This window comes from Paenibacillus oryzisoli (genome assembly GCF_050467285.1).
Taxonomy (GTDB): Bacteria; Bacillota; Bacilli; order Paenibacillales; family NBRC-103111; genus Paenibacillus_E; species Paenibacillus_E oryzisoli_A.
The window spans coordinates 78,742-99,971 of the sequence record NZ_JBCMUN010000011.1 but is presented as its reverse complement, the minus strand read 5'-3'; the positions used below and the strand labels follow the sequence as shown (position 1 = coordinate 99,971).

Below are 21,230 nucleotides of genomic sequence, written 5' to 3'. Positions count from 1 at the left end.
TTCCCAGGAAATAGCGGGCAGCTTGTCGAAACGGCGCGGCAGAGCAGGGGGAAGATGGGAATGATCCGGCTCACTTTGTCGCATACTACGTGCAGAAGGGAGCTGAATGACATGAGCAGCAATGATTCCAAAACGCAAATCCAGCAAGAAGAGCAAAATAAACAGCGCGGCCAATCCACCTCTGGTAAAGAAGGGTTCGTCGATAAGAAATTGGACGGCCCGAACCGCCCATCGACATGAGTCAGGATAAGAAGAAGCCCCAGGCTGGGCAGAATCAGAGCCAGAGCCAGAGTCAGAGTCAGAGCGATCTCGATCCGTATGAAATCGATTTTTTGCCACAGTTCGAGCAGGGGCGTGGGCCGCGGACACCATTCGTCAATGAGTACGGCGTGACCATCGGCGATCATGATTACGAATCCGACAACTCGCCGCTGGAGCAGTGGACGGACGACACCGATCCCTCTGTGATGGCAGGCGATCAGTGGGTACATCCCTATAAGGACGTAGGCTTTCAGACGGCGGAGAACCGGGATATTTTCGAAAAAGGCATTGCGCCGCAGAGCGGCATTTTCACGCACCCGGATAAGAATGTGGCCTTCGATCCCGGGGATACCACGACGCAGAAGCAAAACGGGGAAGCGGAAGCCTAGGGGCTTTCGCTTTTCTTTCTTTTCTCCTATGCTGCATCGACAAACACCACCGCTCCTGAAAGGACGGTGGTGTCGGTTAGCTGCTATTCCAAGTTCGCATGCCGGTTCATCATAGCCGTTGCTTCAATACCTTGCCTGCGCATCATTTTGAGCACAACGGCGTCCAGCACGATTAAGAGGCTCTGCTCAAACAACGAACCCATCGGCTGCACCGTGGCGTCAGTGGCTTCTGTTTTGACCGCCGCCGGAATGGGCACGGCGAGCTGTGCCAGTCGTCTCAGGCTAGAGTCGGGCGCAACCGTGATCAGCGCGATTGCAGCCTGTAAGCTGCTTGCTTTCTCAGCTATGCTGACGAGACTCCTTGTCTCCCCGGATCCGGACCCAAGGATAAGCAGGTCCCCTGCTTCAAGTGCAGGTGTAACGGTTTCTCCCACCACATAGGTTTCAAAGCCGAGGTGGACAAGCCGCATCGCGAAGGCGCGCATCATGAGACCGGAGCGGCCGGCTCCCGCCACGAAAAGGCGACGGGAGGCCATAATCAGCTCAGCCAGTTCATCCAAACGCTGTTCAGGGATGCGACGCATGATACCGAGGAGCTCCTCCGCGATGGTTTGGGATGGGGCAGCCGTCGTCATCCGCTCACCCCATCTTCACAAGCTGCTGCATGCGGGAGGCAGCGGACTTTTTATCCGGATGACTGGTAATCCCGCCGCCGACAATGACGAGATCCGGCTTCGCCTCGATGACCTCAGGCAGCGTATCCAGCTTGATGCCGCCAGCGATTGCCGTTTTTGCGCGCTTCACGACTCGTTTAATGGCATGAAGCTCTTCAAACGAGTTTTTGCCTTCTGCTTGATGGTCGTATCCGGAGTGCACGCAAATGTAGTCCACCTCGAGCGCATCAACCTCAGCAGCACGCTGCTCTATGTTCTTTACGTTAATCATATCGACCATAATCTGTTTGTTCTGTTTACGGGCTTCTGCAACCGCACCGCGAATCGTAGCGTCATCGGAAACGCCGAGCACAGTAATAATGTCTGCCCCGGCCTCGGATGCTTTCATAACCTCGTAGCCACCGGCGTCCATAATTTTAAGATCAGCCAGAACCTGTAGATGAGGGAACGCCTGTTTAATTTCCTTCACAGCACGAAGTCCTTCGTTGATGACGACCGGCGTACCGATCTCCACTATATCAACGTAAGCTCCGACTTCTGCAATAACCTCCTTGGCTCCCGTAATATCAACTAAATCTAAGGCTAATTGTAATTGCATCTCTTGACCTCCTAGTCGGATTTGGGTTGAACCCGATATTGACTTGCTTTATTATAAAAGGGTACCCCCCAATGCGTAAGTACGCACTTCAAAGTGGTGTAGTTACTTGCAGGATACTATTGGGCTCCGTAAGGGAGGAGAGATGAAGATTGGCTAGTGAAGTGAAGGATCGGATTAATTTACAAGAAATCAATTGTGAGAAAGAACTGACGCTCGCTGTCATCGGCGGCAAGTGGAAGTTAATTATTTTGTGGCATCTTGGGCTGGAAGGCACGAAACGGTTCAGCGAGCTTAAGAAACTGATCCCGTCCATTACACAGAAGATGCTGACCAACCAGCTCCGCGAACTGGAGGAAGATCTGCTGGTGGAGCGGAAAGTATATGCCGAGGTGCCGCCGCGGGTGGAGTATTCAATGACGGCGTATGGAGAGAGCCTCATGCCGATTTTGAAATTGATGTATGATTGGGGCAAAGACTACGGCGAGAAGGTCGTATGGAAATAGAGAGACGAACCTCCGGCAAGGGAAGAGGCGTTTATTAACGTCTGTGCCGACGGTTAGACAGCGGGGGACTTTGCTTTAAGCGTCAACGGATGTATAATCAGGGTAATGACGTTTTGAAAGCAACTATTATATCCTAAGGGGTGGCACATATGGCAATGTCATTTGATTCTTACATGAAAGACATGGTTAGACCGATGAGAGAGGATTTGACTCGTCTCGGGATCACGGAGCTTTTGACGCCGGAGCAGGTTGAAGAAGCAATGGAAAAATCGAAAGATGGCACGATGCTGCTGGTCATCAACTCCGTATGCGGATGCGCAGCCGGCCAATGCCGTCCGGGCGTAGCGAAAGCCCTGCAAAACGAGAAGCTGCCGACTTACACGTACACGGTGTTCGCCGGTCAAGAGAAGGATGCGACAGCGAAAGCGCGTGAGTACCTGGCACCGTATCCGCCGTCCTCGCCATCCATCGCCTTGTTCAAAAACGGCGAACTGGCGCATTTCATTCAGCGTCACCAAATCGAGGATCGCTCCGCAGACATGATCGCCGGCGACCTTACCGGTGCGTTCAACCAATACTGCTAAAATCAAAAACCCGCCCTGCACTCATGCATCGCGGGTTTTTCTCCAAATGAAACCATTTACAAATATTAGATAAAAGGTGGAGAGTTCCATGACGTTGCAGCAAGACATTATTGCAAGGCTCGGCGTAAAGCCGACGATCAATGTTGATGAGGAAATCCGGAAGCGCGTGGACTTCCTGAAGGAATACGTGCTGGGCGCGAAGGCTAATGGGTTGCTCATCGCGATCAGCGGCGGGATCGACAGTGCGGTAGCGACAGGCCTCTGCAAGAAAGCGACGGACGAGTTAACCGCGGAAACCGGCAAAGAGTACAAAACGGTTGGCGTGTTTCAGCCCTACGGCGCGCAGGTGGACATTGAGGACAGCTACGCGGTGGCGCGGGCGTTCGATTTGAAACATCAAATCGAGAACAACATCCAGGAAGCCGTCGATGAAATATCGATCGAAGCAGAGTACGGCCTCAAGCAGATCGGCGTGCACCAGCACCTGAGCCGCGGCGGCAAAGGCAACATCAAGGCGCGTACGCGCATGGTGATGCAGTATGCGATTGCGTTTGAGCTGGGCCTCCTTGTTGTGGGCACAGACCATGCGTCCGAAGCGATCACCGGCTTCTACACGAAGTACGGCGACGGCGCAGTCGATATTACGCCGCTGAGCTCGCTGAACAAGCGCCAAGTGCGCTCGCTCGCGGCAACGCTGGGCGTGCCGCAAAGCGTACTGGATAAAGCGCCGACAGCCGGCCTCTGGGATGGCCAGACGGACGAAGGCGAGCTGGGCATTACATACGGCGACAACAGCGACTATTTGGAAGGCAAGCAAATTTCGCCAGAAGCGCAGGCGAAGCTGGAGTCGCAATATGTGAAAACGGAGCACAAGCGCAGCCCGATCCCGGGGATTTAGGGTTTGTGCAGGTGGAAGGGGCTGTCTCTTAGGAGGCGGCCCTTTTTGCGCATATCAGTAAGTATTTCCTCGAAGTGGCTCTATGCCATCAGTAAACGCTGCCGTCCTCGAAAGGACGACGAAGCCGTTTATCTTTGTGTTCAAGAAGGGAAAGGTGCCGATGAAGAAGGGCATCGCTTTGCTGTTGCTTTTAGCGGTGTGTTTATTGAACTATGTTCAAAATGATGTCCCCGATCAAGACCCGTTTGCTTTCGCGGACTACAGCCGTCTACACCCCGTGAAGGTGGAACGTGTGGTGCAGGGGCAAGAGGAGCGCCAACTGGTTGCGCTAATTCAAGAGGCAAAGCAGAAGCATCTGACCGTCTCCATCGCCGGCAAACGGCACAGCCAGGGCGGCCATACTTACTACAAAGACGGCATCGTGGTCGATATGACGAGCTTCAATCGTATTTTATCGTTGGATCCGGTGGCTAAGACGATTCGCGTTCAGGCGGGAGCAACGTGGGAGGATATCCAGAACGCGGTAAATCCCTACGGGTTGTCGGTGCGCACGATGCAATCCCAAAATATTTTTACCGTTGGCGGCTCGATCAGCATTAATGCGCATGGCCGTGACATCCGAAATGGCTCGCTCATCCAAAGTGTGCAGTCTTTCCGATTGCTGAACGCGGACGGGGAAATGATCGAAGTGAGCCGAAGCGAACACGCGGAGCTGTTTCCTCTTGTGCTTGGCGGGTATGGGTTATTCGGGATTATTTTAGATGTTACGCTGAACTTGACGGACAATGAGATGTACACGATAACGAGCGATGCGATGAGCGTGGAGGAGTACAGCACTTATTTTAACAATCATGTTCTAGCCAACCCCGCTATTCGGCTGCATATCGCACGGCTTTCGGTTGCGCCGGATACGTTCTTATCGGAGATGTACAGCATTAATTATCAGGCCGACCCGACCGTCCCGCTGCAGGGCAACGACCGATTGAAGAAGAGGGAAAGTTGGGTCATCCCCAGCAAGCTGCTGTTCAATCTCAACCGTTCCTTCACGTGGGGGAGAGACGCTTTCTGGTCGTGGCAGAAGCGGTATTTTGCCGGGCAGCAAGGCCGCTCGATCTCTCGGAATAATGCGATGCGTTCGGAATCCGAGTTCATGGAAGATCGGCAGGCCGGGGAAAATGATGTGCTGCAGGAGTATTTTATTCCGGTTGGGAAGTTTGCTGCATTTGTCGAGGCGTTTAGGAGTGTCCTGCGCGAAGAGGATTTGAATTTGCTAAACATTACCGTGCGGTATGTCAATCGGGATGAGGAAGCGGCGCTCTCGTATGCGCAAGCGGACATGTTCGCGCTCGTGTGTTTGTATCACGTGCCGCTTGCCGCAGGGGATCAAACCCGGATTAAGGCGGCGATGCAGCGCATTCTGGATGCCGTTCTCAAGCAGGACGGAACCTATTATTTGCCCTATGCGCCTTATCCGACGCTGGAGCAGTTTCAAGCGGCGTATCCGGGGCAGGCGGCATTTTTCCAGATGAAGGACCGCTATGATCCGGGTCATGTGTTCATGAACTATTTTTATGAAGATTATAAAGGAGAGTAGCCCCCGCATGGATATGAAATGGCTGATTCGCTCCCAAAGCATCGTCACGCTGGCGGCAGGGATGATCTACCCGTACTACTTGCTTTTCCTGAAAAACCTCGGCAACAGCTACTCCAAATATGGACTGGCGTTTGCCGTGTTCACCGTGAGCTCTGCCGCTGTCTCTGGGTGGCTCGCCCCGAAGGTCGATCGGTACAGTGTGCACATGCTCGTTGCGAGCTCATTTGGGATGATGGCGGCCATGCTGCTATTCCCTTGGGTGTTGTCCTACACGTGGGTGCTGATCCTTCAGCTCTTGATGGGGGTCTGCAATGCGATGCAAAAAATGAGCGAACGCGTCGTGCTGGCGGATTACACGGAACAGGGGGCGCGGGGGCCGGTTATCGGTTCGTACCATTTTTGGACATCGGTCGCGTCCGGATTCGCCGTCATTCTGGGCGGGTATGTGATCGATTGGCTGACGATGAATGCCCTTTTCTACTTGAGTGCGCTTTTGTATGGTGTGAGCGGGTGGGGGATTGCGAGGCATAGCAGGCGGCAAATAAAAAACATGCATGACCCTCGGAGTCACAGGCTATGATGACTGATGGCTTACTCAAATAGAGGTGGTAAACCACGTTTATTTCTGGATTTACCCGTGATTGGGCAAAAATAGAATAGGTAAACCACTTCTATTTGCCTGAAATGTGGCGAAAATCGCGGATAGCAAAGAACTAGAAGCGGTGGACCGCTTCTAGTTCTCTCGTTGCATGCTATTCTTGCCAAATAAGGGTGGTTTGCCACACCTATTATGATTCGTCTCGGCGAAATCGGCTTCGCGACGACTGCTAAGAGGGGACAGACCCTTCTAACACCGCGAAATTAGGCGATTTCGCCGAATTAGAAGGGTCCAGGCCCCCTTAGCTATCGCGATTCGAGGCGAAATCCGCAAGACGACGAGCCTTAAGAGGGGACAGACCCTTCTAACACCGCGAAATTAGGCGATTTCGCCGAATTAGAAGGGTCCAGGCCCCCTTAGCTATCGCGATTCGAGGCGAAATCCGCAAGACGACGAGCCTTAAGAGGGTCCAGACCTTGCTAACTCCGCGAAATTAGGCTATTTCGCCGAATTAGAAGGGGCTAGGCCCTCTTAGCTATCGCGATGCGAGGTAAGCTGAGCCTTCCATTGCCTCAGCCATAGCATATGGGTGGATTTCACCGATGGGAGCCGTAACCTTGTTGTGCGGCTGCGCGAAGCAGCCGCCTAAGGAACGCGCACGCCGCGAGAGCTCTCGAGCAGCGCGTACCACGTCTCGCGGGTCATCGCGTCCGCGACCCGCACGGCGTCCCGGCAAGCGAGCACGCGCTTGTCGGAGGTGGTGCCGATCACCGGCTGGATGCGCGCCGGGTGCTTCATGAGCCAGCCGAGCACGACGGCTTCCGGCTCGGCTTCGTACTGCGCCGCGAGCTGGGCGACGAGCGCGGCGGTGTTCTTCACCGTCTCCGGGCTGTCGGCTTTCGCCGCGCCGGAGAAAAGCCCCTTCGCAAGCGGGCCCCACGCTTGGATCTGCACGTCCGACATCTGGCAGTACTCGAGGATGCCATCGGCGAAGTTCGTGTTCAGCCCGGCTTTCTGGTTCACCAGAATGCCTTGCTCGATCCAGTCGAGCCGCGCGAGGCTAAGCTCAAGCTGATTCACGACCAGCGGCTCCGGCAGCGAGTTCTGGATGAAGCGCATTTGCGCCGACGTCATGTTCGACACACCGAAGTGGCGCACCTTGCCGGCCGAGCGCAGCGTATTGAACGCGGCGGCGATGTCTTCCGGCTCCATGAGCGCATCGGGACGATGCAAGAGCAGCACGTCGAGGTGCTCGATGCCAAGGCGCGACAGAATGCCGTCGACCGATGCAAGGATATGGTCTTTGCTAAAATCAAACCGGTGTACGCCGGACTCATCAGGGAACCGGATGCCGCATTTGGACTGCAGGATGATTTGATCGCGCAGGTCCGGGCGGTTTTTCAGCACTTCGCCGAAGACGGTTTCGGCTTTGCCTTTTTTATAAATGTCCGCATGATCGAACATGGTAATGCCAATTTCATTGGCGGCTTCGATGGCTTTTTCCGCCGTGATGTAGTCTTCCTTGGTGAGCGGGCTGCCCGCCCAATCTCCACCTAAACCCATGCAGCCATAGACTAGCCGGCTGTTCGATATTCCTCGTCGTTCTAGGGGCATGCTTTTCACGTTAACGTCCTCCCAGCTTCATAGTCTCCCCTAGTATAAACCCAGTCGCGCGGAGAGGTAAGAGCTGAAATTCCTGTTACTTACTTACCTCGACGTAAGCGATGGCTTGACCTTATGCGCGAAATCGGGTACAGTGGACGCACCATTACCACAACGGATACGAAAAGGAGCAAGCAAACGATGATTATCGGCGTCGGCATGGATTTGGTCGAAATTGCGCGGCTGGCGCGCATGCTTGAGGGAACGTCAGGGGAGCGGTTCCTGGAGCGCATCCTGACGCCCGCGGAGCGGGAGCTGGCGGCGCAGCGGCGCGGCCGGCTCGCGGAGTTTGCGGCGGGCCGCTTCGCTGCGAAGGAAGCGGTCGTGAAAGCGATCGGCTGCGGCATCGGCAAGCAGATCGGCTTTCAGGATATTGAGGTGCTGCCGGATGAGCTCGGCAAGCCGGTTGTTACCGTGACGCCCGCGGCGATGCAGCGGGCGGGGCTGGCGGCAGGCGGGGGATACCGCCTGCATTTGAGCATTACGCATACGGGCGCGATGGCGGCGGCGTATGCGATTGTGGAGGAGAGAGAATCAACGTTAACTTGATGGTCAATCCTTTGAGAGAACCAGCCCGATCTTTTGATCGGGCTGGTTCTTTTTACAATTACGCAGTAGAAGCGCATTTAATTTGGAGATCGTATCGTCATCACTTGATGGGATATTAATCGTGACGGTCAGGTGGGGCGCGTCAGCTACTAGAAATGAAATTTGATGAAAGGTGAGCAATCCAACCGTCGGGTGATAGTTGATTTTTACTCCTTCAGGCCCGTTGAGCACATCGTGCTCCGGCCACCATGCCCTGAATTCCTCGCTTACTTGATTCAATTCCTCAATAAACGCCATCCACCATGGATCGCCCGCAAATTTCCCGTAGTTCGCGCGAAATTGAGCTAGTCTGTGCCGCGCATGCGTTTCCCATGTTTCCTGGAGCAACTGCCGAATATACGGGGAAGTGAATGTCCGCCAGACGGAGTTGCGCTCACGCGCCGGCATCTCCTCATAATCTCCGTAAATCAGGCTTGCGACCCGGTTCCACGCCACGACATTCAGCCGCTGATCCATCACCATGGCCGGACTCGTGCCTTGCAGATCAAGGAAGCGCTGCAAGTCCGGGCTGATCGCGCTTTCGGCCGGTGCCAGATCGGCAGGCAGCTGCTGGAGCGCCAGCAAAAATAGATGCTTGCGCTCATTCGAATCCAGTTGGAGCGCCCGCGCAATACTCTCCAGCACTTGTGCGGACACCTGTATGTTTCGCGCTTGCTCCAGCCACGTATACCAGTCCACACTGATGCCCGAGAGCAGCGCGACTTCCCCGCGCCGAAGTCCTGGCGTCCGCCGCCGGCCCCGATTAGGCAAGCCCGCCTGTTCGGGTGAAATCCGGGCACGCCGCGTCTGCAAAAACTGAGCCAACTCATACAGTCGTTCATTGGATGATTGTTCCATGGGTTGCCACCCGCCCTCCTTCCAATTCTTAAGATAGGAGAAAAACTCCTAGGATAAACGATCATCTCGTTCTAGTATAGGATCTATTTTACACTAAGAAAGGAATTGGTGGATAAATGATTCTTGGCATGGAAGGAGAAATGCAATTTGGAACAAATGATGCAAATACAAGCGGGTCGTACCCGTAAAATGGCCCAAGCGCTGCTGCTTCTGGGACTTTCTCTAGGTTACTTTATGGTGCTGCTGGATATGACAGTGGTCAGTGTCGCATTGCCGGCTATTCGCGTCGATTTGGGCGGAGGGATAACAGGCCTGCAATGGGTGGTTAACGCCTACACAATAGTTTTCGCGGGTTTGCTGCTATCGATGGGGGCGATTGCCGACAAGTTGGGGGCCAAACGCGTCTATATCGGCGGCTTGATACTATTTCTCGCCGCATCCGCCGTGTCAGCCGCTGCTCCGTCGCTTGGTTTACTTATCGGCTTGCGGGCCATACTCGGTGTGGGAGGTGCTGCCCTGCTGCCGGCCTCGCTCTCACTCTTTGCCCATACGTTTCCTGACCCGGCCCAGCGTGCTCGGGCTCTCGGCATATGGGCAGCGGTTACGGGCATCGCGATGGCCTCAGGACCTGTCATCGGCGGACTGTTGGTCGACACGCTCGGTTGGCGGAGTATTTTTCTTCTCAATGTACCGCTCGCTGTCATCAGTCTGATCATGACGGTGCAGTTTGTAGGCGAAACCGACCGTCATCCGCAGCGCAGCTTTGACCTGGCGGGCCAAATCTCGGCGATTGCCGCTATCGTTGCTTTGTCCTTCGCGCTCATGGAAGGAGAATCATGGGGATGGCGCTCTCCGGTTATTATGGGAGCATTCGCGCTGGCCCTGCTATGTGCCATCGCCTTCTTAAGAGTGGAAGCCAGAGGCAAGACACCGCTGCTTCCGCTGCAGCTATTCCGAAATTCCACGGTATCGGCGGGAATGATGGCCGGACTGGCGATTAACATCGGCATCTCGGGGATTTTGTTCATCCTGCCCTTGTACTGGGGGCAGGTTCGCGGATTATCTGCCCATATGGCGGGACTCGCGCTCCTGCCGATGATGGTTCCCATGGCATTCAATCCAATTTTCACCGGTCGAATCGTGGCTCGTATCGGAGCAAGGATACCCATGACAATTGGATTTGGCCTGGGAGCTGTGGGGACGATTTTGCAAGTCGGCGTGGAGAGGGTCGGGGGTTATACGCTTACTCTGGTGGGTTTGCTGCTGATCGGCTTCGGCGTGTCTTTGACGGTTCCGGCGTTAATGGCAGCCGTGATCTCCGCTGTCCCGAAGGAACAGACCGGCGCTGCTTCAGGCGCACTGAATTCAAGCCGACAGCTTGGCGCGACACTGGGCGTTGCCATTCTCGGCGCGATGCTGAGTGGCAGTGAATCGTTTATGGCTGGCATGCAGGTGTCGTTCGTTGTGACAGCAGTTATTTTGCTGGGCGGCAGCATTCTTTCGTTCGTATATATAGGGCGCAATAAGGGATGAGACCGGGATGAAGCAGGTCTGAGCGGAGAGGCAACATCAATCGACTACAGGAGGCGTAGGAGTAACCTTGCGCTGATAACGTGTTTCCAAGACATGCACAAGACACACGCATACACAGCCTACTACCTGCATTTAGTACATCTATATTCGGGATCTACGAGCGATTTGTTGGGTTCACCTGTATTTTGTACATCTAAAATACGCCCTCGCCCCCCAGAATGCCCTGAAACCGGGGAATCCGCAAGAATTAGCTGCAGTTTTGCAGGTAAATGTTCCAAATTGCCTGGTTCGGACGCATTTATCTGTAGTTTTTGCAGGTTCGAAGGGGGCTCCCGAGAGGGTATCAAACCAAATAGCCAATGCACGGGATCACATATCCCATGCATTGGCTATTTTCCACTTTCGGCCTGCTTGTCGAGCCACGTGCCAGGCCGTCAAGCCTTGCCGCTTCGCAGCATCAACCCGCTCACGACCAACGCGATCCCGCCCATCCCTTCCAGGATGACGGCGGAGTAGCCTAAGTACCACAGCCCCATCACGACCGTCAGCGCGAAAAGCCAAAGGCCGACGTAGATCAGGCCTCGGCCGAGCATAAGGCCGGCCTGGACGAAGCCGACGGCGAGCAGGAACGCGCGCAGGAGCGGCGCGAACAAGGGGCTGACCGCCTCGATGGCCTCGAGAAAGACGACGGCTGCGATCAGCAGCAGTCCCGGCACGATGAGCAGCAGCGGATGCGCAGTCTCATCACCAATCTCCGCTGCGCCAGCCGACTTGCGCAGCGACCAGACCTGCACGAAGCTGGCGATTAGCGCCGTGATGAACGCGGCCGTTTTCAGCCAGTCCAGATCGCGCCAATAGATGGCAAAATCTATAACGGCGTTAAATATCCACTCCGCTCCCCAAATAAACAGCAGGGGCAGAAAACGCTGCGCGCCCTGCAAAGCGGCTTGTTTTTTATCGAGCAGCGATGCCTTCCGGCTATCCCGATTGGACGATTGCATACTTTCACCTCTAGTTTTCTGTTCCATTCTTCTCGTATAATGATACCATGTTCATGGATTCATCCATCCATTATAACGTGAACAGGCCCGATAGAGAAGGAGAGCGCATGTACAGCACTGAACAAAAATTGTATTTTTCCACGAACCTGCTGGAGTGGTATGGCAGACATAAACGCGATTTGCCTTGGCGCCGAAGCAAAAACCCTTACTATATATGGATTTCCGAAGTGATGCTCCAACAAACCCGGGTCGATACGGTGATTCCGTATTTTCACCGGTTTGTCGATCAGTTCCCGACAGTGGAGGCGCTCGCAACCGCGCCGGAAGAGCAGGTGCTGAAAGCTTGGGAAGGCCTCGGCTACTACTCCCGCGTCCGCAATCTGCAAAGCGCCGTACGCGAAGTGCACGAGCGCTATGACGGCATCGTGCCGCAGACGAAGGAGGAGGTCTCCTCGCTCAAGGGTGTCGGCCCTTACACGTCGGGCGCGATTCTCAGCATTGCGTACAACAAGCCGGAGCCGGCAGTTGACGGGAATGTCATGCGCGTGTTGTCGCGCTATTTTCTCATTGAAGAAGACATCATGAAGCCATCGACCCGGACGGTCATGGAAAAGCTGGCGCGCGAACTGATTCTCGAAGGCACGGCCAGCGACTTCAATCAGGCGCTCATGGAGCTGGGCGCGATGGTGTGCACGCCGCGTTCGCCGCACTGCCTCACATGCCCGGTCATGGCGCACTGCTCAGGCCGGGAAGCCGGGATGGAAGAAGCGCTGCCCATCAAAAAGAAAGCCAAGCCGCCCCGCCCGGAACTGCGCGCCGTCGCTTTGATTGAGGGCACGGGGGAGAACGCGGGCAAGTGGCTCATCCGCCAGCGCCCGCAGGAGGGGCTCCTCGCCAAAATGTGGGAGCTGCCGCACGTCGCCTGGAATTCGGACGCTTGGCAGTCCGACGAGGAGAATCAGACCGAGCTGCGCAGCCTGCTCGCCGAGCAAGAGCAGATCGTCATCCAGCCGGAGGGCTGGTTCATGGACACAGAGCATATTTTCAGCCATATCGTCTGGAAAATGAAAGTGTACCGGGCCAAGCTGCTCCCCGCTAGTGGACAAGGACCACGGGCTGGGACTAGCGCGAGCCAATCCGCCGGCGACGGCTGGGTGCCGTTTCACTACCGCTGGGTCGGACCGGAAGATCTAGGCGACTATGCCTTCCCGAACGTGTTCGTCCGCATTATGCGGGAATGGCAGGAGCAGGGGGAGTAGGCGAGCTGCCGGAAAAACTTATGTACCGCCCTGTTTGCCGAGGCGAAGGGGCTGATTCCTGCAAAAAGGCAGGAATTTATCTCAAAAAATGCCGCTTTCAGCCAAATGCCTGCGATAAAGCAGTTTTTCAAGCCAAACTCGCCCGAAAATAGAGGCCTCGCCCCAGATTCCTGCCTTTTTGCAGGCATTCATCGAATCAGGAAGGGAACAGAGGGGAATTCCTGCACTTTTGCAGGTTTGGGTGTTCGGAGAGCCCCTGCCCAAGGTTCAGGAGCTGTGCCGTTCGGAGAGCCCCCGGCCAAGGTTCAGGAGCTGTGCCGTTCGGAGCGGCCCCGCCCAAGGTTCAGGAGCTGTGCCGTTCGGAAAGCCTCATCCCGAGGTTCGGAGCTGTGCCGCTCGGAGCGCCCATGCCCAAGGTCAAGAGCAGTGTTGCCCGGAGCATCCTGCCCAACGTCTTGGCAACTTTCCTACCGCAATTCTGCCCGCAAAGCCTCCGGATCTTTTAACGTGATTAACTTTTTATCAATGTGGATCAGGCCATCGTCGAGCAGCTCCTGCAGCACTTTCGTGACGGACTCGCGCACGGTGCCGACCATATTGGCGAGCTCTTGGTGCGTGAGCTTCACGTTGATCAGCAGCCCTTCGGGCGTGCGGGTGCCGTGCTGCTCGGAGAGCCGCAGCATCATTTTCAGGATGCGCGAGCGTACGCCAAGGAACGTCAAATCGTAGATTTGATCGTTGGCATGACGCAGCCGCTGCATCGTCGTTTCCAAGAGCTTCAGGCACAGCCTGGGGCTCTTTTCCATGAAGCCGGTGAACGCCATGCGGTTCAGCACGTACAGCGTGCTGGCCTCCATCGTCTCCGCCGTCGCGGAGCGGGTCTGGCCTGTGCTGATCAGCGACATTTCGCCGAAAAAGTCGCCCTCGCGGAACAACGCCAAGGTCACTTCCTTGTCGTTGTCGACGCGGTAGATTTTGGCCACGCCGGATGCCATGAGGAACAATTCCTCGCCGACGTCGCCTTCCACGAACAAAATCTTGCCTTTCTTCACATGCTTCTCTGTAAATAACGGGGCGATCCCGAATAAGTCGTCTTGAGCCAACTCTTGGAAGAGGGGAACGTGCTGCAATAACGAAACGATGGTTCTCAAGCGGTTCAGCTCCTCGATTTGGAAGATCATTCAGCTTTATGGTACATGTTTACAGAAACGGCGTAAAGGAGAAATGTGGGAGCAGTCTGACGTGCGTGCTGCAAGAAATGACCGCGTGTCCGGGGGCTGGAGTGCGGCTGGGAGTGGCTGGCGGACCTTCGAGCGAATGCCTCCCGCAACGCAAAAAAAGGCCCCGATCCCGCAGGATCAGAGCCTCTTCAAGCGAATTACTTCGCTGCGTCGTAACGTTTGCCAACTTCCGCCCAGTTCACAACGTTCCAGAACGCTGCGATGTAGTCAGGGCGTTTGTTTTGGTAGTTCAGGTAGTAAGCGTGCTCCCAAACGTCCAGACCAAGGATTGGCGTTTCGCCTTCCATGATTGGGCTGTCTTGGTTCGGCAAGCTGTACACTTTCAGTTTGCCTGCTTTGTCAACAGCCAGGAACGCCCAGCCGGAACCAAAGCGTGTTGTAGCTGCTGCGGAGAAGTCAGCTTTGAATTTCTCGAAGCCGCCAAGCTCGCTTTCGATCGCTGCTGCCAGTGCGCCAGTTGGTGCGCCGCCGCCGTTAGGGCCGATAACTTCCCAGAACAGGGAGTGGTTAGCGTGGCCGCCGCCGTTGTTGCGAACCGCTGTGCGGATATCTTCAGGAACGCTGTTCAGGTCAGCGATCAGGTCGTTCAAGGATTTTTCGTGCAGAGCTGGATGTTTGTCCAAAGCTGCGTTGAGGTTTGTTACGTAAGCGTTATGGTGACGGTCGTGATGGATTTCCATCGTTTTTGCGTCGATGTGCGGCTCAAGCGCGTCGTTTGCATAAGGAAGAGCTGGTAATTGGTGTGCCATTCGAATAAAACCTCCTAAATAGTATGTATGTTCCTCCTCATTATGAAGGAATTCAGCTAATAAAGCAACATCTGTGTTTACTAAGTCGGCCGTCCTCCGGGCTATCCTTGTCAGATACCGCGTCGTTCCATCTCCCGGGTGATCTGATTGTGCATCGCCGTGTCCTGCTCATGCAAGTAGGGGGACAAATCGCTCATCGTGCGATGCAGCTGGAGCAGCTCGATTTCGGTCCATTCCTCCGGTTTTTTTGTGCTCAGAAACTGAAAATCCGGAATTTTTCGGGGATATTCGTGTGCGTCCAACTTGCCATCCAGTTTCTCGTCCGTCATAGGGGTCACCTCGCTTTCCCGTCAACAAGCATATCCTCCTATAAACTCCGAAATTTTCCCGGATTTTATTCATCGTTAGATCGTCTCTCCCATATTTTTAATGCTAGCTTGCACATGCACCGTGATTTCCGCCTGCGCGAAGGCGTGTCCCCAATCGTCCTTTACCTTCTCCCATTCATGGAAGGCATGGCCGCGCGCATAAAGGCCCAACCCGATCGGATCGAGTTCGTGCTTCTGCAGGTTCGCGATCAGCGCACTGATGTCTTTGGTCATCTCGGCGTTAATCTGAGCCTCCAGCTTAGGCGCATGCTGGAACACATCAAATTCAAATAACTTCTCCGTCAGTTGAATCGGCATGGCAAGCGTGATGTCAAAATGAAACCGGCCGTCCGCATAGCGCGTGTGGAGGCTGCGTTTCAATTCCAGCACGTAGAAGCTGACGGCGCCCGTGTTAAACAAGGACTCGCCGTCTTGCTCCGGCAGAGGAAGGGTGAGACTCAGCGGGCCTTCCTTTTCATCCTGAAGCATTTGCAAGTATTGGTTTTCCTTATGGCTTAACGTATAAGCGAACGTGCCTTTCTTCGTCAGCAGCGCTGTTCCTGCAGCCACCAGCTCGTCTTTCTTGGTGATAAAGCTGAGGTAGGGCGTCATCCCTTTTTCATACATTTGGCGATGAAGCTCAAAAAGGGTTGTCAGCTGCACCAGGTTGCGGTCATGCGCGGTGTCGACCAGCTTGGCGAGATGGAGGGGCATCCTGCGCTTATCGCGCGGCGCGAAGTAGATCATATCCTTGACAGCGCCGTCAAAGGCGATGACTCTGGCCGTCACGGTCGTTTTCGGATCGCGGTAGACCATATCCAGGAGGCGGAACCAACCGGGATGGGAGAGCACGCGCTTGCCCACGACAATATTCTGGATTTTCCCTGAGCTGATGAGTGCTGACACTCGCCCTTCCAGTTCATTCCGCGCATCCTTCAGTGTCAGGGCGCTCACGGTAGAGACCTCGTTCTTCTCCTTCGCTTCCTTGTTAAAGACAGGGCTGGAGGCGTAAAAGACGAGATCATTGTTGCTGTCCAGATCGATGCCGAGCGTGAGCACGAGCGTAATATTTTCCAAAGCCAGGCGGTCTTGGCAGCCTGGGAGGAGCGCAAGCAGGGCGCACAGCAGCAAGAGTCCCGGCGTGCGTCGGCACAGGTGGCACAGGCGGGGCAGCATCACGTCAGCCTCCTCACGAACAGCCGGCGACCGGACAGCAGCGCCCATAGGAGGAGCGGCAGCCCCAAGGCGACCGCTGAGCCGGCATAGAGCAGCCAGTTGTCCAGGCGCGTGCTGAAATTCCAGCTGGGATTGTACAGCCACGTTGCCATTACCATGCCGGCAAGCAAGATGCCGATATGCAGCCCGGAGGAGCCTTTAATCCCAAGCTGTTTCGTACAGATGGCAACAGCGATCATCATGGGCAGCCAAGTACGCATAATGAGCAGCAGATAGACGGACAGAATCAGAATGTCGTAGCGTTCGACGAAGCGGAATTCCACCATTTTAAACAGGGAAATGAGCGTATTGTGATAAATCGTGAGCTCGTCGGGGCTGAAAATCACGTAGCTCAGCAGCGTGAAAAAGAGATAGACGCAAAGCGTAATCGTATTGGCTAGCACGATGCCGAGGGAAGCCGCTTTTTGCTTTTCCAAGTAAGGATAGAGGAAAAAGGCCATTTCAAAGCCGAAAAACGTAACGAGCGTAGAGCGAAGCGTTCGAAAAATCGGCATCCAGCCATTCTGCACAATAGGCAGCAAATGAATCCAATGCGCATGCTTAAGCAGAAAAAGCAGTGCTAACGGGATGAACAGGCTGAGGATGAACGTGATTTCGGCATACCGGCTGAAAATGCGGAAACCGCCTTTCGTGATGACATAAGCGGGCGGCAGAAAAAGCAGCATGAGCAGGTAGAGGCTGGTTTGCTGCATAATCCAGTTTTGAACGAGCAGGGCCATCCGATGATAAATAAAGTACATAAACGGAATCAAGTAGCAGATAAAAACGATCATTAAGCCTTTCGCGGCCCATCGACCGAAATAATGGGCAACCAGATCCGTAATCGTGCCTTGCGGATGATGTTTCATGACCTGAACGATGATCAGGCTGGCCGCTGTGGAGACGATATAGCCCAGGATCAAGGCAATCCAGCCGTCGGTGCCGCAGCCTTTGGCCAGTTCGCCGGGCAGCGGGATCAGCCCTGCGCCGACCTGCACGCTGTGGATGGTCAGTACGTATTGCAGCAAGGTAATTTGGGCGCCTTTCCCTGGCATCATGCGGAATCGTCTCCTTTCTTCACAGGCGGTGTGCCGTAACGCTTCTTTTGCAGCGACCGGATACTTATGGGGCGTGCGCCCATTCGCTTGATCGGAAGCCGAACAAAGACGTCTTTCCAGTCCTTAACTCGCATCGGGGCAAAAGGGGAGGTGTATGCTTCGCCAAGCGATTGCAGCGAAATCAATCGGCCGATGATGAACATCATCCCTGACACGATCCCGATAATGCCGAACAGAGAGGCAAGTGTCATCATCGGAAAGCGGATGAGCCGGACAGCCGCCGCCATGTCATAGTTCGGCAGGATGAAGGAGGCAACGGCAGTGGACGCGACGACGACAACCATGAGGTTGCTGACGATACCCGCTTGAACGGCCGCCTGTCCGATGACGATCCCGCCGACGATCCCGACGGTTTGGCCGATCGGAGCGGGGAGCCGAACGCCAGCCTCCCGCAGCATTTCCAGCATGATCTCCATAATCAGCGCTTCAATGAAGGGGGGGAACGGCACGGCGGAGCGGAATTCGCCGATCGACAAAATGAGATCCAGCGGGATCAGCTCATGGTTGAAAGAAATACAGGCAATATAGAAAGCCGGCAGAAAAGCAGCGATCAGGCAAGCAAAAAAGCGCAGCAGCCGAAAGAACGTGGCGATGGGCCAGCGGGTGCTGTAATCGTCGATGCCTTGAAAAAAAGCCGCCAGATTGACAGGCGTGATCAGCACGCTGGAGGAGCGGTCGACGACGACGCAGAGCCGCCCCTGCAGCAGCTGCGATGCGGCGGAATCCGGACGCTCCGTGGTAATCATTTGCGGAAAGAAGGTAAACGGGTTGTCCTCGATGAGTTCCGCCAGCTCGCCCGTGTTCAGAATGCAATCCACCTGCAGACTGCGGATACGTTGTTCAAGCTCTTCCACCAGCTCAGGCAGGGCGACATCCTCCAGATAGAGAATGGAAATCTGGTTTTTGGTCCTCTCGCCGACCAGAAGTTCTTTGATTTTCAGCTCGCGTGTGGAGATATAACGCCGGATTAGCGCAATATTGTGGCTGCCGGTTTCAATGAAGCCTTGATGGGCTCCTTTTAAAGAAGCCTCGATCTGGGAATCCGAGATGGCGCGCTGCGGCCAGCCCTGTGTCTCCAAGGCGTAGGACGGGAACTGGCCGTCAATGAATAAAATGCTATACCCATGCAGCAGCGTATGCTCCACATCGCCCCAGTCGGCAAGGCTGTGCATTTCACCGACGGCGACCGGAAGCTCGGCAGCCTCTCCAGGAGAGTTGTCTATCGTCTGAAACATCAATTGGCGAAGCACATGGTTATTGATGGCGTTTTTGTCGACGAGCCCTTCCAAATAGACCAACGCTGCCTTGGCGCCAGTTTGCTTATAAGTGAAGGTGCGCACGATCAAATCGGGCGTATGGCTGAATTCGGCAGACAGCCTCGCCAAATTGTCCGAAAGTTCTGAAGCCAGCGTGCCGCGGTCGGATGGAAGCGAGGATGCAGACTCAGAACGCATATGAATTTTCTTTTTGAGAGAAGCGGTTCGAAACATACGGCGGAGGAATTCCATTTCAGTTTCTCTCCTAACCTGCATACTAGGCTAATCTTTCCTTACTTTCCCATGGGATTTGCCATTTTATACGTCGGAGAGGAGGAATTTGGAACTAGGACTAAGGTTAGAAAACAGAAAAACGATGAAAACGCTTGCAATAAAGCGTTTTCAGGAGATATTACAAAAAAAACGTAGATTTTTGTGAAATTTAACACAATTTCAGCAGGAATTCGTAATTTTTTGTCGTAATTATTAATTTACGATTAAATTTAGATAAAGTGATGGCGGCTTTAAGGTCCTACCCGGACACTAAATATATAAGGAATTGGGAGAGAAACCGTATGCATGTTCGTTCATTTCAGCTTGGAGATATCTCTTCAGTCAAAGAACTTCTGGAAGATGTTCTGTCGGAAACTTGCTACGAAGAAACAATGGAAGCTTTTGCACGTCAGCTATCTTGGGATACGGAACTGGTCCTAATCGCGGAGGAAGATGATCAGGTTGTCGGCTTGATTATCGGGACGATCGATAACAACAACGGCTATTATTACCGAATTGCCGTCGCACCGGACTACCAGCGCAAGGGAATTGGCAAAGCCTTAATCGAGGCGATGAAGCAGCGTTTCCTTCAACGCAATGTGAAGAAGATCATGGTGACTGTCGACGTCCATAATGAAATTGTACTGCCTGTTTACGAGTCAGCTGGCTACGGCGCCGCTGATTTTTCCCGTGCCGCCCACCGTTTAAGCATTGTGAAAAAGGTGAGTGTGTAAGCCAAGGACATGCTCCTGCACGCCATCCTTATCCTACGGACGAGAAGCATATCTGCACCGCCATTGCATTTGGGGGTCAGATATGCTTTTCTATATAATAAGGTAACGTATCGGCAGCAATTCAGGCAGAGGAGCTTCGGACATGGAACAATTCACGCCTTATGTGATCAAAAGCTTCAAACATGATGGGCATCTGCACCGGATGTGGCTGACGAATTGGCGGGTCCCGCAGCATATCCTCACGGAAGAGCATCGGCGGCAGGGCATGATCGTGTTCATCAACAGCCAGACGAAAATTCAGGAGGCTGACGGCAAGGAATGGGTGAGCCGGATTCCGGGCGTATCTTTTTTTATTCCGAAAATGTGGTTCAACATCGTCGCGCTGATGGAGGAATCCGGCGTCCGTTATTATTGCAATGTGGCGTCGCCGCTATATTTGTCGCAGAACGTTCTGACTTACATTGATTACGATTTGGATGTCATTCGTCTGCCGGATCGTTCTGTGCATATTGTCGATCAGGACGAGTATGAGCGGCACAAGCAAATTTATCATTACTCGCCCATTGTAGAAGCGAAAGTGCGGGATGGGCTCGCTGCACTTCTTGCGCTCGTGAACGCGGACAAGCCGCCGTTTCACGACGAGACGGTCGTATCTTACTTCGAGCAGTGGGAAGCGTATAAGAACGGGGAGAATGAAGAATGAACAGGCAGGTGTCTACCCCCGGACAGGCGCAAGAAGCGAAGGGCTACCTGCATGAGCTGTGGGATTGGACGAAGTCCATTCTTGTAGCTCTTCTTGTTGTTTTCGTGCTTCATGCCTACGGTTTCAATATCGCGGCAGTTCGCGGACATTCCATGCAGCCTACCCTGCAGGACGGAGAGTGGTTGTTCGTGAACAAAGCCATTACCCATCTACGCGCGCCCAAGCGCGGGGAAGTGATTATCTTAGAGGAGCCGCTGCCAGAGGAGGCGGAGAATCGGCCATTCCTGGTGAAGCGCGTCGTCGCGGTCGCCGGTGACGAAGTCATGGTGCGCACAGGCTTCCTGTATGTGAATGGCGAACGTTTGGCCGAGCCATATTCGGATACCCTGATTGAAGACGGGGATTACGGACCGACCGTTGTCGGCGCTGACGAAGTGTTCGTCATGGGCGACAACCGGCACGCGCTGGCGAGCGCGGACAGCCGCTCGTTCGGTGTCGTATCGACTTCGCTCGTCGAAGGGCGAGCGGATTATATTATGTGGCCGCTGCGGGAAGCGCAGCGGCTGTAAGGAG

The 21,230-nt window shown here is 54.6% G+C and carries 24 protein-coding genes; 13 read left to right on the top strand and 11 right to left on the bottom strand.

The window, feature by feature from the left end; genetic code table 11:
- The first annotated feature begins 111 nt into the window (after positions 1-111).
- Both ABE504_RS19695 and ABE504_RS19690 read left to right on the top strand, forming a co-directional pair.
- Positions 112-240 (top strand): hypothetical protein, encoded by a 129-nt coding sequence (locus ABE504_RS19695; protein WP_277600990.1) that lies wholly within the window; start codon positions 112-114, stop codon positions 238-240.
- Complete coding sequence (locus tag ABE504_RS19690; protein WP_430091814.1) at positions 237-650, top strand: DUF3905 domain-containing protein; 414 nt, start codon at positions 237-239, stop codon at positions 648-650. Before ABE504_RS19695 ends, ABE504_RS19690 begins: the two co-directional genes overlap by 4 nt.
- An 83-nt stretch (positions 651-733) precedes the next feature.
- Here ABE504_RS19690 and hxlB read toward each other — a convergent pair whose 3' ends face one another.
- Complete coding sequence (gene hxlB, locus ABE504_RS19685; RefSeq protein WP_430091812.1) at positions 734-1,285, bottom strand: 6-phospho-3-hexuloisomerase; 552 nt, start codon at positions 1,283-1,285, stop codon at positions 734-736.
- A 4-nt stretch (positions 1,286-1,289) separates the two neighbouring features.
- Complete coding sequence (gene hxlA / locus ABE504_RS19680; RefSeq protein ID WP_430091810.1) at positions 1,290-1,922, bottom strand: 3-hexulose-6-phosphate synthase; 633 nt, start codon at positions 1,920-1,922, stop codon at positions 1,290-1,292.
- Positions 1,923-2,071: 149 nt separating this feature from the next.
- Here hxlA and ABE504_RS19675 point away from each other — a divergent pair, with 149 nt between their 5' ends.
- The 5 genes from ABE504_RS19675 (at position 2,072) to ABE504_RS19655 (ending at position 6,081) form a co-directional block, all read left to right on the top strand.
- Positions 2,072-2,425 carry a winged helix-turn-helix transcriptional regulator gene (locus ABE504_RS19675; RefSeq protein WP_430091808.1) on the top strand — a complete coding sequence of 118 codons (354 nt, stop codon included), beginning with the start codon at positions 2,072-2,074 and terminating at the stop codon, positions 2,423-2,425.
- Positions 2,426-2,574: 149 nt separating this feature from the next.
- Positions 2,575-3,009 (top strand): BrxA/BrxB family bacilliredoxin, encoded by a 435-nt coding sequence (locus tag ABE504_RS19670; RefSeq protein WP_430091807.1) that lies wholly within the window; start codon positions 2,575-2,577, stop codon positions 3,007-3,009.
- Positions 3,010-3,097: 88 nt separating this feature from the next.
- The gene (gene nadE, locus ABE504_RS19665) at positions 3,098-3,907 is read left to right on the top strand and encodes an ammonia-dependent NAD(+) synthetase (protein WP_430091805.1); all 810 of its coding nucleotides are present in this window, start codon (positions 3,098-3,100) and stop codon (positions 3,905-3,907) included.
- Positions 3,908-4,067: 160 nt separating this feature from the next.
- A complete protein-coding gene (locus ABE504_RS19660; protein WP_430092108.1) occupies positions 4,068-5,501 on the top strand; it encodes an FAD-binding oxidoreductase in 1,434 nt (477 codons plus the stop codon).
- A gap of 7 nt (positions 5,502-5,508) precedes the next feature.
- A complete protein-coding gene (locus tag ABE504_RS19655) occupies positions 5,509-6,081 on the top strand; it encodes an MFS transporter (RefSeq protein WP_430091803.1) in 573 nt (190 codons plus the stop codon).
- Between the two features lie 663 nt (positions 6,082-6,744).
- Here the strand turns inward: ABE504_RS19655 and ABE504_RS19650 are convergent.
- The gene (locus ABE504_RS19650) at positions 6,745-7,722 is read right to left on the bottom strand and encodes an aldo/keto reductase (protein ID WP_430091801.1); all 978 of its coding nucleotides are present in this window, start codon (positions 7,720-7,722) and stop codon (positions 6,745-6,747) included.
- Between the two features lie 180 nt (positions 7,723-7,902).
- Between ABE504_RS19650 and acpS the strand changes: the two genes are divergently transcribed.
- Positions 7,903-8,310: a holo-ACP synthase gene (acpS, locus tag ABE504_RS19645; RefSeq protein ID WP_430092106.1), complete on the top strand. Its 408-nt coding sequence runs from the start codon at positions 7,903-7,905 to the stop codon at positions 8,308-8,310.
- A gap of 3 nt (positions 8,311-8,313) precedes the next feature.
- Here acpS and ABE504_RS19640 read toward each other — a convergent pair whose 3' ends face one another.
- Positions 8,314-9,207: a helix-turn-helix transcriptional regulator gene (locus ABE504_RS19640; RefSeq protein ID WP_430091800.1), complete on the bottom strand. Its 894-nt coding sequence runs from the start codon at positions 9,205-9,207 to the stop codon at positions 8,314-8,316.
- A 156-nt stretch (positions 9,208-9,363) separates the two neighbouring features.
- Here ABE504_RS19640 and ABE504_RS19635 point away from each other — a divergent pair, with 156 nt between their 5' ends.
- A complete protein-coding gene (locus ABE504_RS19635) occupies positions 9,364-10,740 on the top strand; it encodes an MFS transporter (protein WP_430092104.1) in 1,377 nt (458 codons plus the stop codon).
- 434 nt (positions 10,741-11,174) lie between these two features.
- Here ABE504_RS19635 and ABE504_RS19630 read toward each other — a convergent pair whose 3' ends face one another.
- A complete protein-coding gene (locus ABE504_RS19630) occupies positions 11,175-11,741 on the bottom strand; it encodes a hypothetical protein (protein WP_430091799.1) in 567 nt (188 codons plus the stop codon).
- A gap of 107 nt (positions 11,742-11,848) precedes the next feature.
- Between ABE504_RS19630 and mutY the strand changes: the two genes are divergently transcribed.
- Positions 11,849-13,000 carry an A/G-specific adenine glycosylase gene (mutY, locus tag ABE504_RS19625; protein ID WP_430091797.1) on the top strand — a complete coding sequence of 384 codons (1,152 nt, stop codon included), beginning with the start codon at positions 11,849-11,851 and terminating at the stop codon, positions 12,998-13,000.
- Positions 13,001-13,467: 467 nt separating this feature from the next.
- Here the strand turns inward: mutY and ABE504_RS19620 are convergent, their stop codons facing one another.
- The 6 genes from ABE504_RS19620 to ABE504_RS19595 form a co-directional block, all read right to left on the bottom strand.
- Positions 13,468-14,151, bottom strand: a complete 684-nt coding sequence (locus ABE504_RS19620; RefSeq protein ID WP_430091795.1) for a Crp/Fnr family transcriptional regulator — start codon at positions 14,149-14,151, stop codon at positions 13,468-13,470.
- A gap of 227 nt (positions 14,152-14,378) precedes the next feature.
- Positions 14,379-14,990, bottom strand: coding sequence for a superoxide dismutase (locus ABE504_RS19615; RefSeq protein WP_430079479.1), 612 nt, complete (start codon positions 14,988-14,990; stop codon positions 14,379-14,381).
- Between the two features lie 110 nt (positions 14,991-15,100).
- On the bottom strand, positions 15,101-15,319 hold the full coding sequence (locus tag ABE504_RS19610) for a hypothetical protein (protein ID WP_430091793.1): 219 nt from the start codon (positions 15,317-15,319) through the stop codon (positions 15,101-15,103).
- A gap of 75 nt (positions 15,320-15,394) precedes the next feature.
- Positions 15,395-16,534 carry a Ger(x)C family spore germination protein gene (locus ABE504_RS19605; protein WP_430091792.1) on the bottom strand — a complete coding sequence of 380 codons (1,140 nt, stop codon included), beginning with the start codon at positions 16,532-16,534 and terminating at the stop codon, positions 15,395-15,397.
- On the bottom strand, positions 16,534-17,631 hold the full coding sequence (locus ABE504_RS19600; protein WP_430091790.1) for a GerAB/ArcD/ProY family transporter: 1,098 nt from the start codon (positions 17,629-17,631) through the stop codon (positions 16,534-16,536). Before ABE504_RS19600 ends, ABE504_RS19605 begins: the two co-directional genes overlap by 1 nt.
- Entirely contained in the window at positions 17,628-19,199 is a 1,572-nt protein-coding gene (locus ABE504_RS19595) for a spore germination protein (protein WP_430091789.1), read from the bottom strand. Before ABE504_RS19595 ends, ABE504_RS19600 begins: the two co-directional genes overlap by 4 nt.
- Positions 19,200-19,522: 323 nt before the next feature.
- Here ABE504_RS19595 and ABE504_RS19590 point away from each other — a divergent pair, with 323 nt between their 5' ends.
- From ABE504_RS19590 to lepB, 3 genes are all read left to right on the top strand, one after another.
- The gene (locus tag ABE504_RS19590; RefSeq protein WP_430091787.1) at positions 19,523-19,954 is read left to right on the top strand and encodes a GNAT family N-acetyltransferase; all 432 of its coding nucleotides are present in this window, start codon (positions 19,523-19,525) and stop codon (positions 19,952-19,954) included.
- A gap of 142 nt (positions 19,955-20,096) precedes the next feature.
- Positions 20,097-20,657: a DUF402 domain-containing protein gene (locus ABE504_RS19585; protein WP_430091785.1), complete on the top strand. Its 561-nt coding sequence runs from the start codon at positions 20,097-20,099 to the stop codon at positions 20,655-20,657.
- Positions 20,654-21,226, top strand: coding sequence for a signal peptidase I (gene lepB / locus ABE504_RS19580; RefSeq protein WP_430091783.1), 573 nt, complete (start codon positions 20,654-20,656; stop codon positions 21,224-21,226). The genes ABE504_RS19585 and lepB overlap by 4 nt, the downstream gene beginning before the upstream one ends.
- The last annotated feature ends 4 nt before the right edge of the window (positions 21,227-21,230 follow it).

Bases quoted from the DNA above. Each gene is read 5' to 3' on its own strand.
- ABE504_RS19695 (WP_277600990.1), top strand. From the start codon at position 112: ATGAGCAGCAATGATTCCAAAACGCAAATCCAGCAAGAAGAGCAAAAT.
- ABE504_RS19690 (WP_430091814.1), top strand. From the start codon at position 237: ATGAGTCAGGATAAGAAGAAGCCCCAGGCTGGGCAGAATCAGAGCCAG.
- hxlB (WP_430091812.1), bottom strand. From the start codon at position 1,285: ATGACGACGGCTGCCCCATCCCAAACCATCGCGGAGGAGCTCCTCGGT.
- hxlA (WP_430091810.1), bottom strand. From the start codon at position 1,922: ATGCAATTACAATTAGCCTTAGATTTAGTTGATATTACGGGAGCCAAG.
- ABE504_RS19670 (WP_430091807.1), top strand. From the start codon at position 2,575: ATGGCAATGTCATTTGATTCTTACATGAAAGACATGGTTAGACCGATG.
- nadE (WP_430091805.1), top strand. From the start codon at position 3,098: ATGACGTTGCAGCAAGACATTATTGCAAGGCTCGGCGTAAAGCCGACG.
- ABE504_RS19660 (WP_430092108.1), top strand. From the start codon at position 4,068: ATGAAGAAGGGCATCGCTTTGCTGTTGCTTTTAGCGGTGTGTTTATTG.
- ABE504_RS19655 (WP_430091803.1), top strand. From the start codon at position 5,509: ATGGATATGAAATGGCTGATTCGCTCCCAAAGCATCGTCACGCTGGCG.
- acpS (WP_430092106.1), top strand. From the start codon at position 7,903: ATGATTATCGGCGTCGGCATGGATTTGGTCGAAATTGCGCGGCTGGCG.
- ABE504_RS19640 (WP_430091800.1), bottom strand. From the start codon at position 9,207: ATGGAACAATCATCCAATGAACGACTGTATGAGTTGGCTCAGTTTTTG.
- ABE504_RS19635 (WP_430092104.1), top strand. From the start codon at position 9,364: ATGATGCAAATACAAGCGGGTCGTACCCGTAAAATGGCCCAAGCGCTG.
- ABE504_RS19630 (WP_430091799.1), bottom strand. From the start codon at position 11,741: ATGCAATCGTCCAATCGGGATAGCCGGAAGGCATCGCTGCTCGATAAA.
- mutY (WP_430091797.1), top strand. From the start codon at position 11,849: ATGTACAGCACTGAACAAAAATTGTATTTTTCCACGAACCTGCTGGAG.
- ABE504_RS19615 (WP_430079479.1), bottom strand. From the start codon at position 14,990: ATGGCACACCAATTACCAGCTCTTCCTTATGCAAACGACGCGCTTGAG.
- ABE504_RS19610 (WP_430091793.1), bottom strand. From the start codon at position 15,319: ATGACGGACGAGAAACTGGATGGCAAGTTGGACGCACACGAATATCCC.
- ABE504_RS19605 (WP_430091792.1), bottom strand. From the start codon at position 16,534: ATGCTGCCCCGCCTGTGCCACCTGTGCCGACGCACGCCGGGACTCTTG.
- ABE504_RS19600 (WP_430091790.1), bottom strand. From the start codon at position 17,631: ATGATGCCAGGGAAAGGCGCCCAAATTACCTTGCTGCAATACGTACTG.
- ABE504_RS19595 (WP_430091789.1), bottom strand. From the start codon at position 19,199: ATGGAATTCCTCCGCCGTATGTTTCGAACCGCTTCTCTCAAAAAGAAA.
- ABE504_RS19590 (WP_430091787.1), top strand. From the start codon at position 19,523: ATGCATGTTCGTTCATTTCAGCTTGGAGATATCTCTTCAGTCAAAGAA.
- ABE504_RS19585 (WP_430091785.1), top strand. From the start codon at position 20,097: ATGGAACAATTCACGCCTTATGTGATCAAAAGCTTCAAACATGATGGG.
- lepB (WP_430091783.1), top strand. From the start codon at position 20,654: ATGAACAGGCAGGTGTCTACCCCCGGACAGGCGCAAGAAGCGAAGGGC.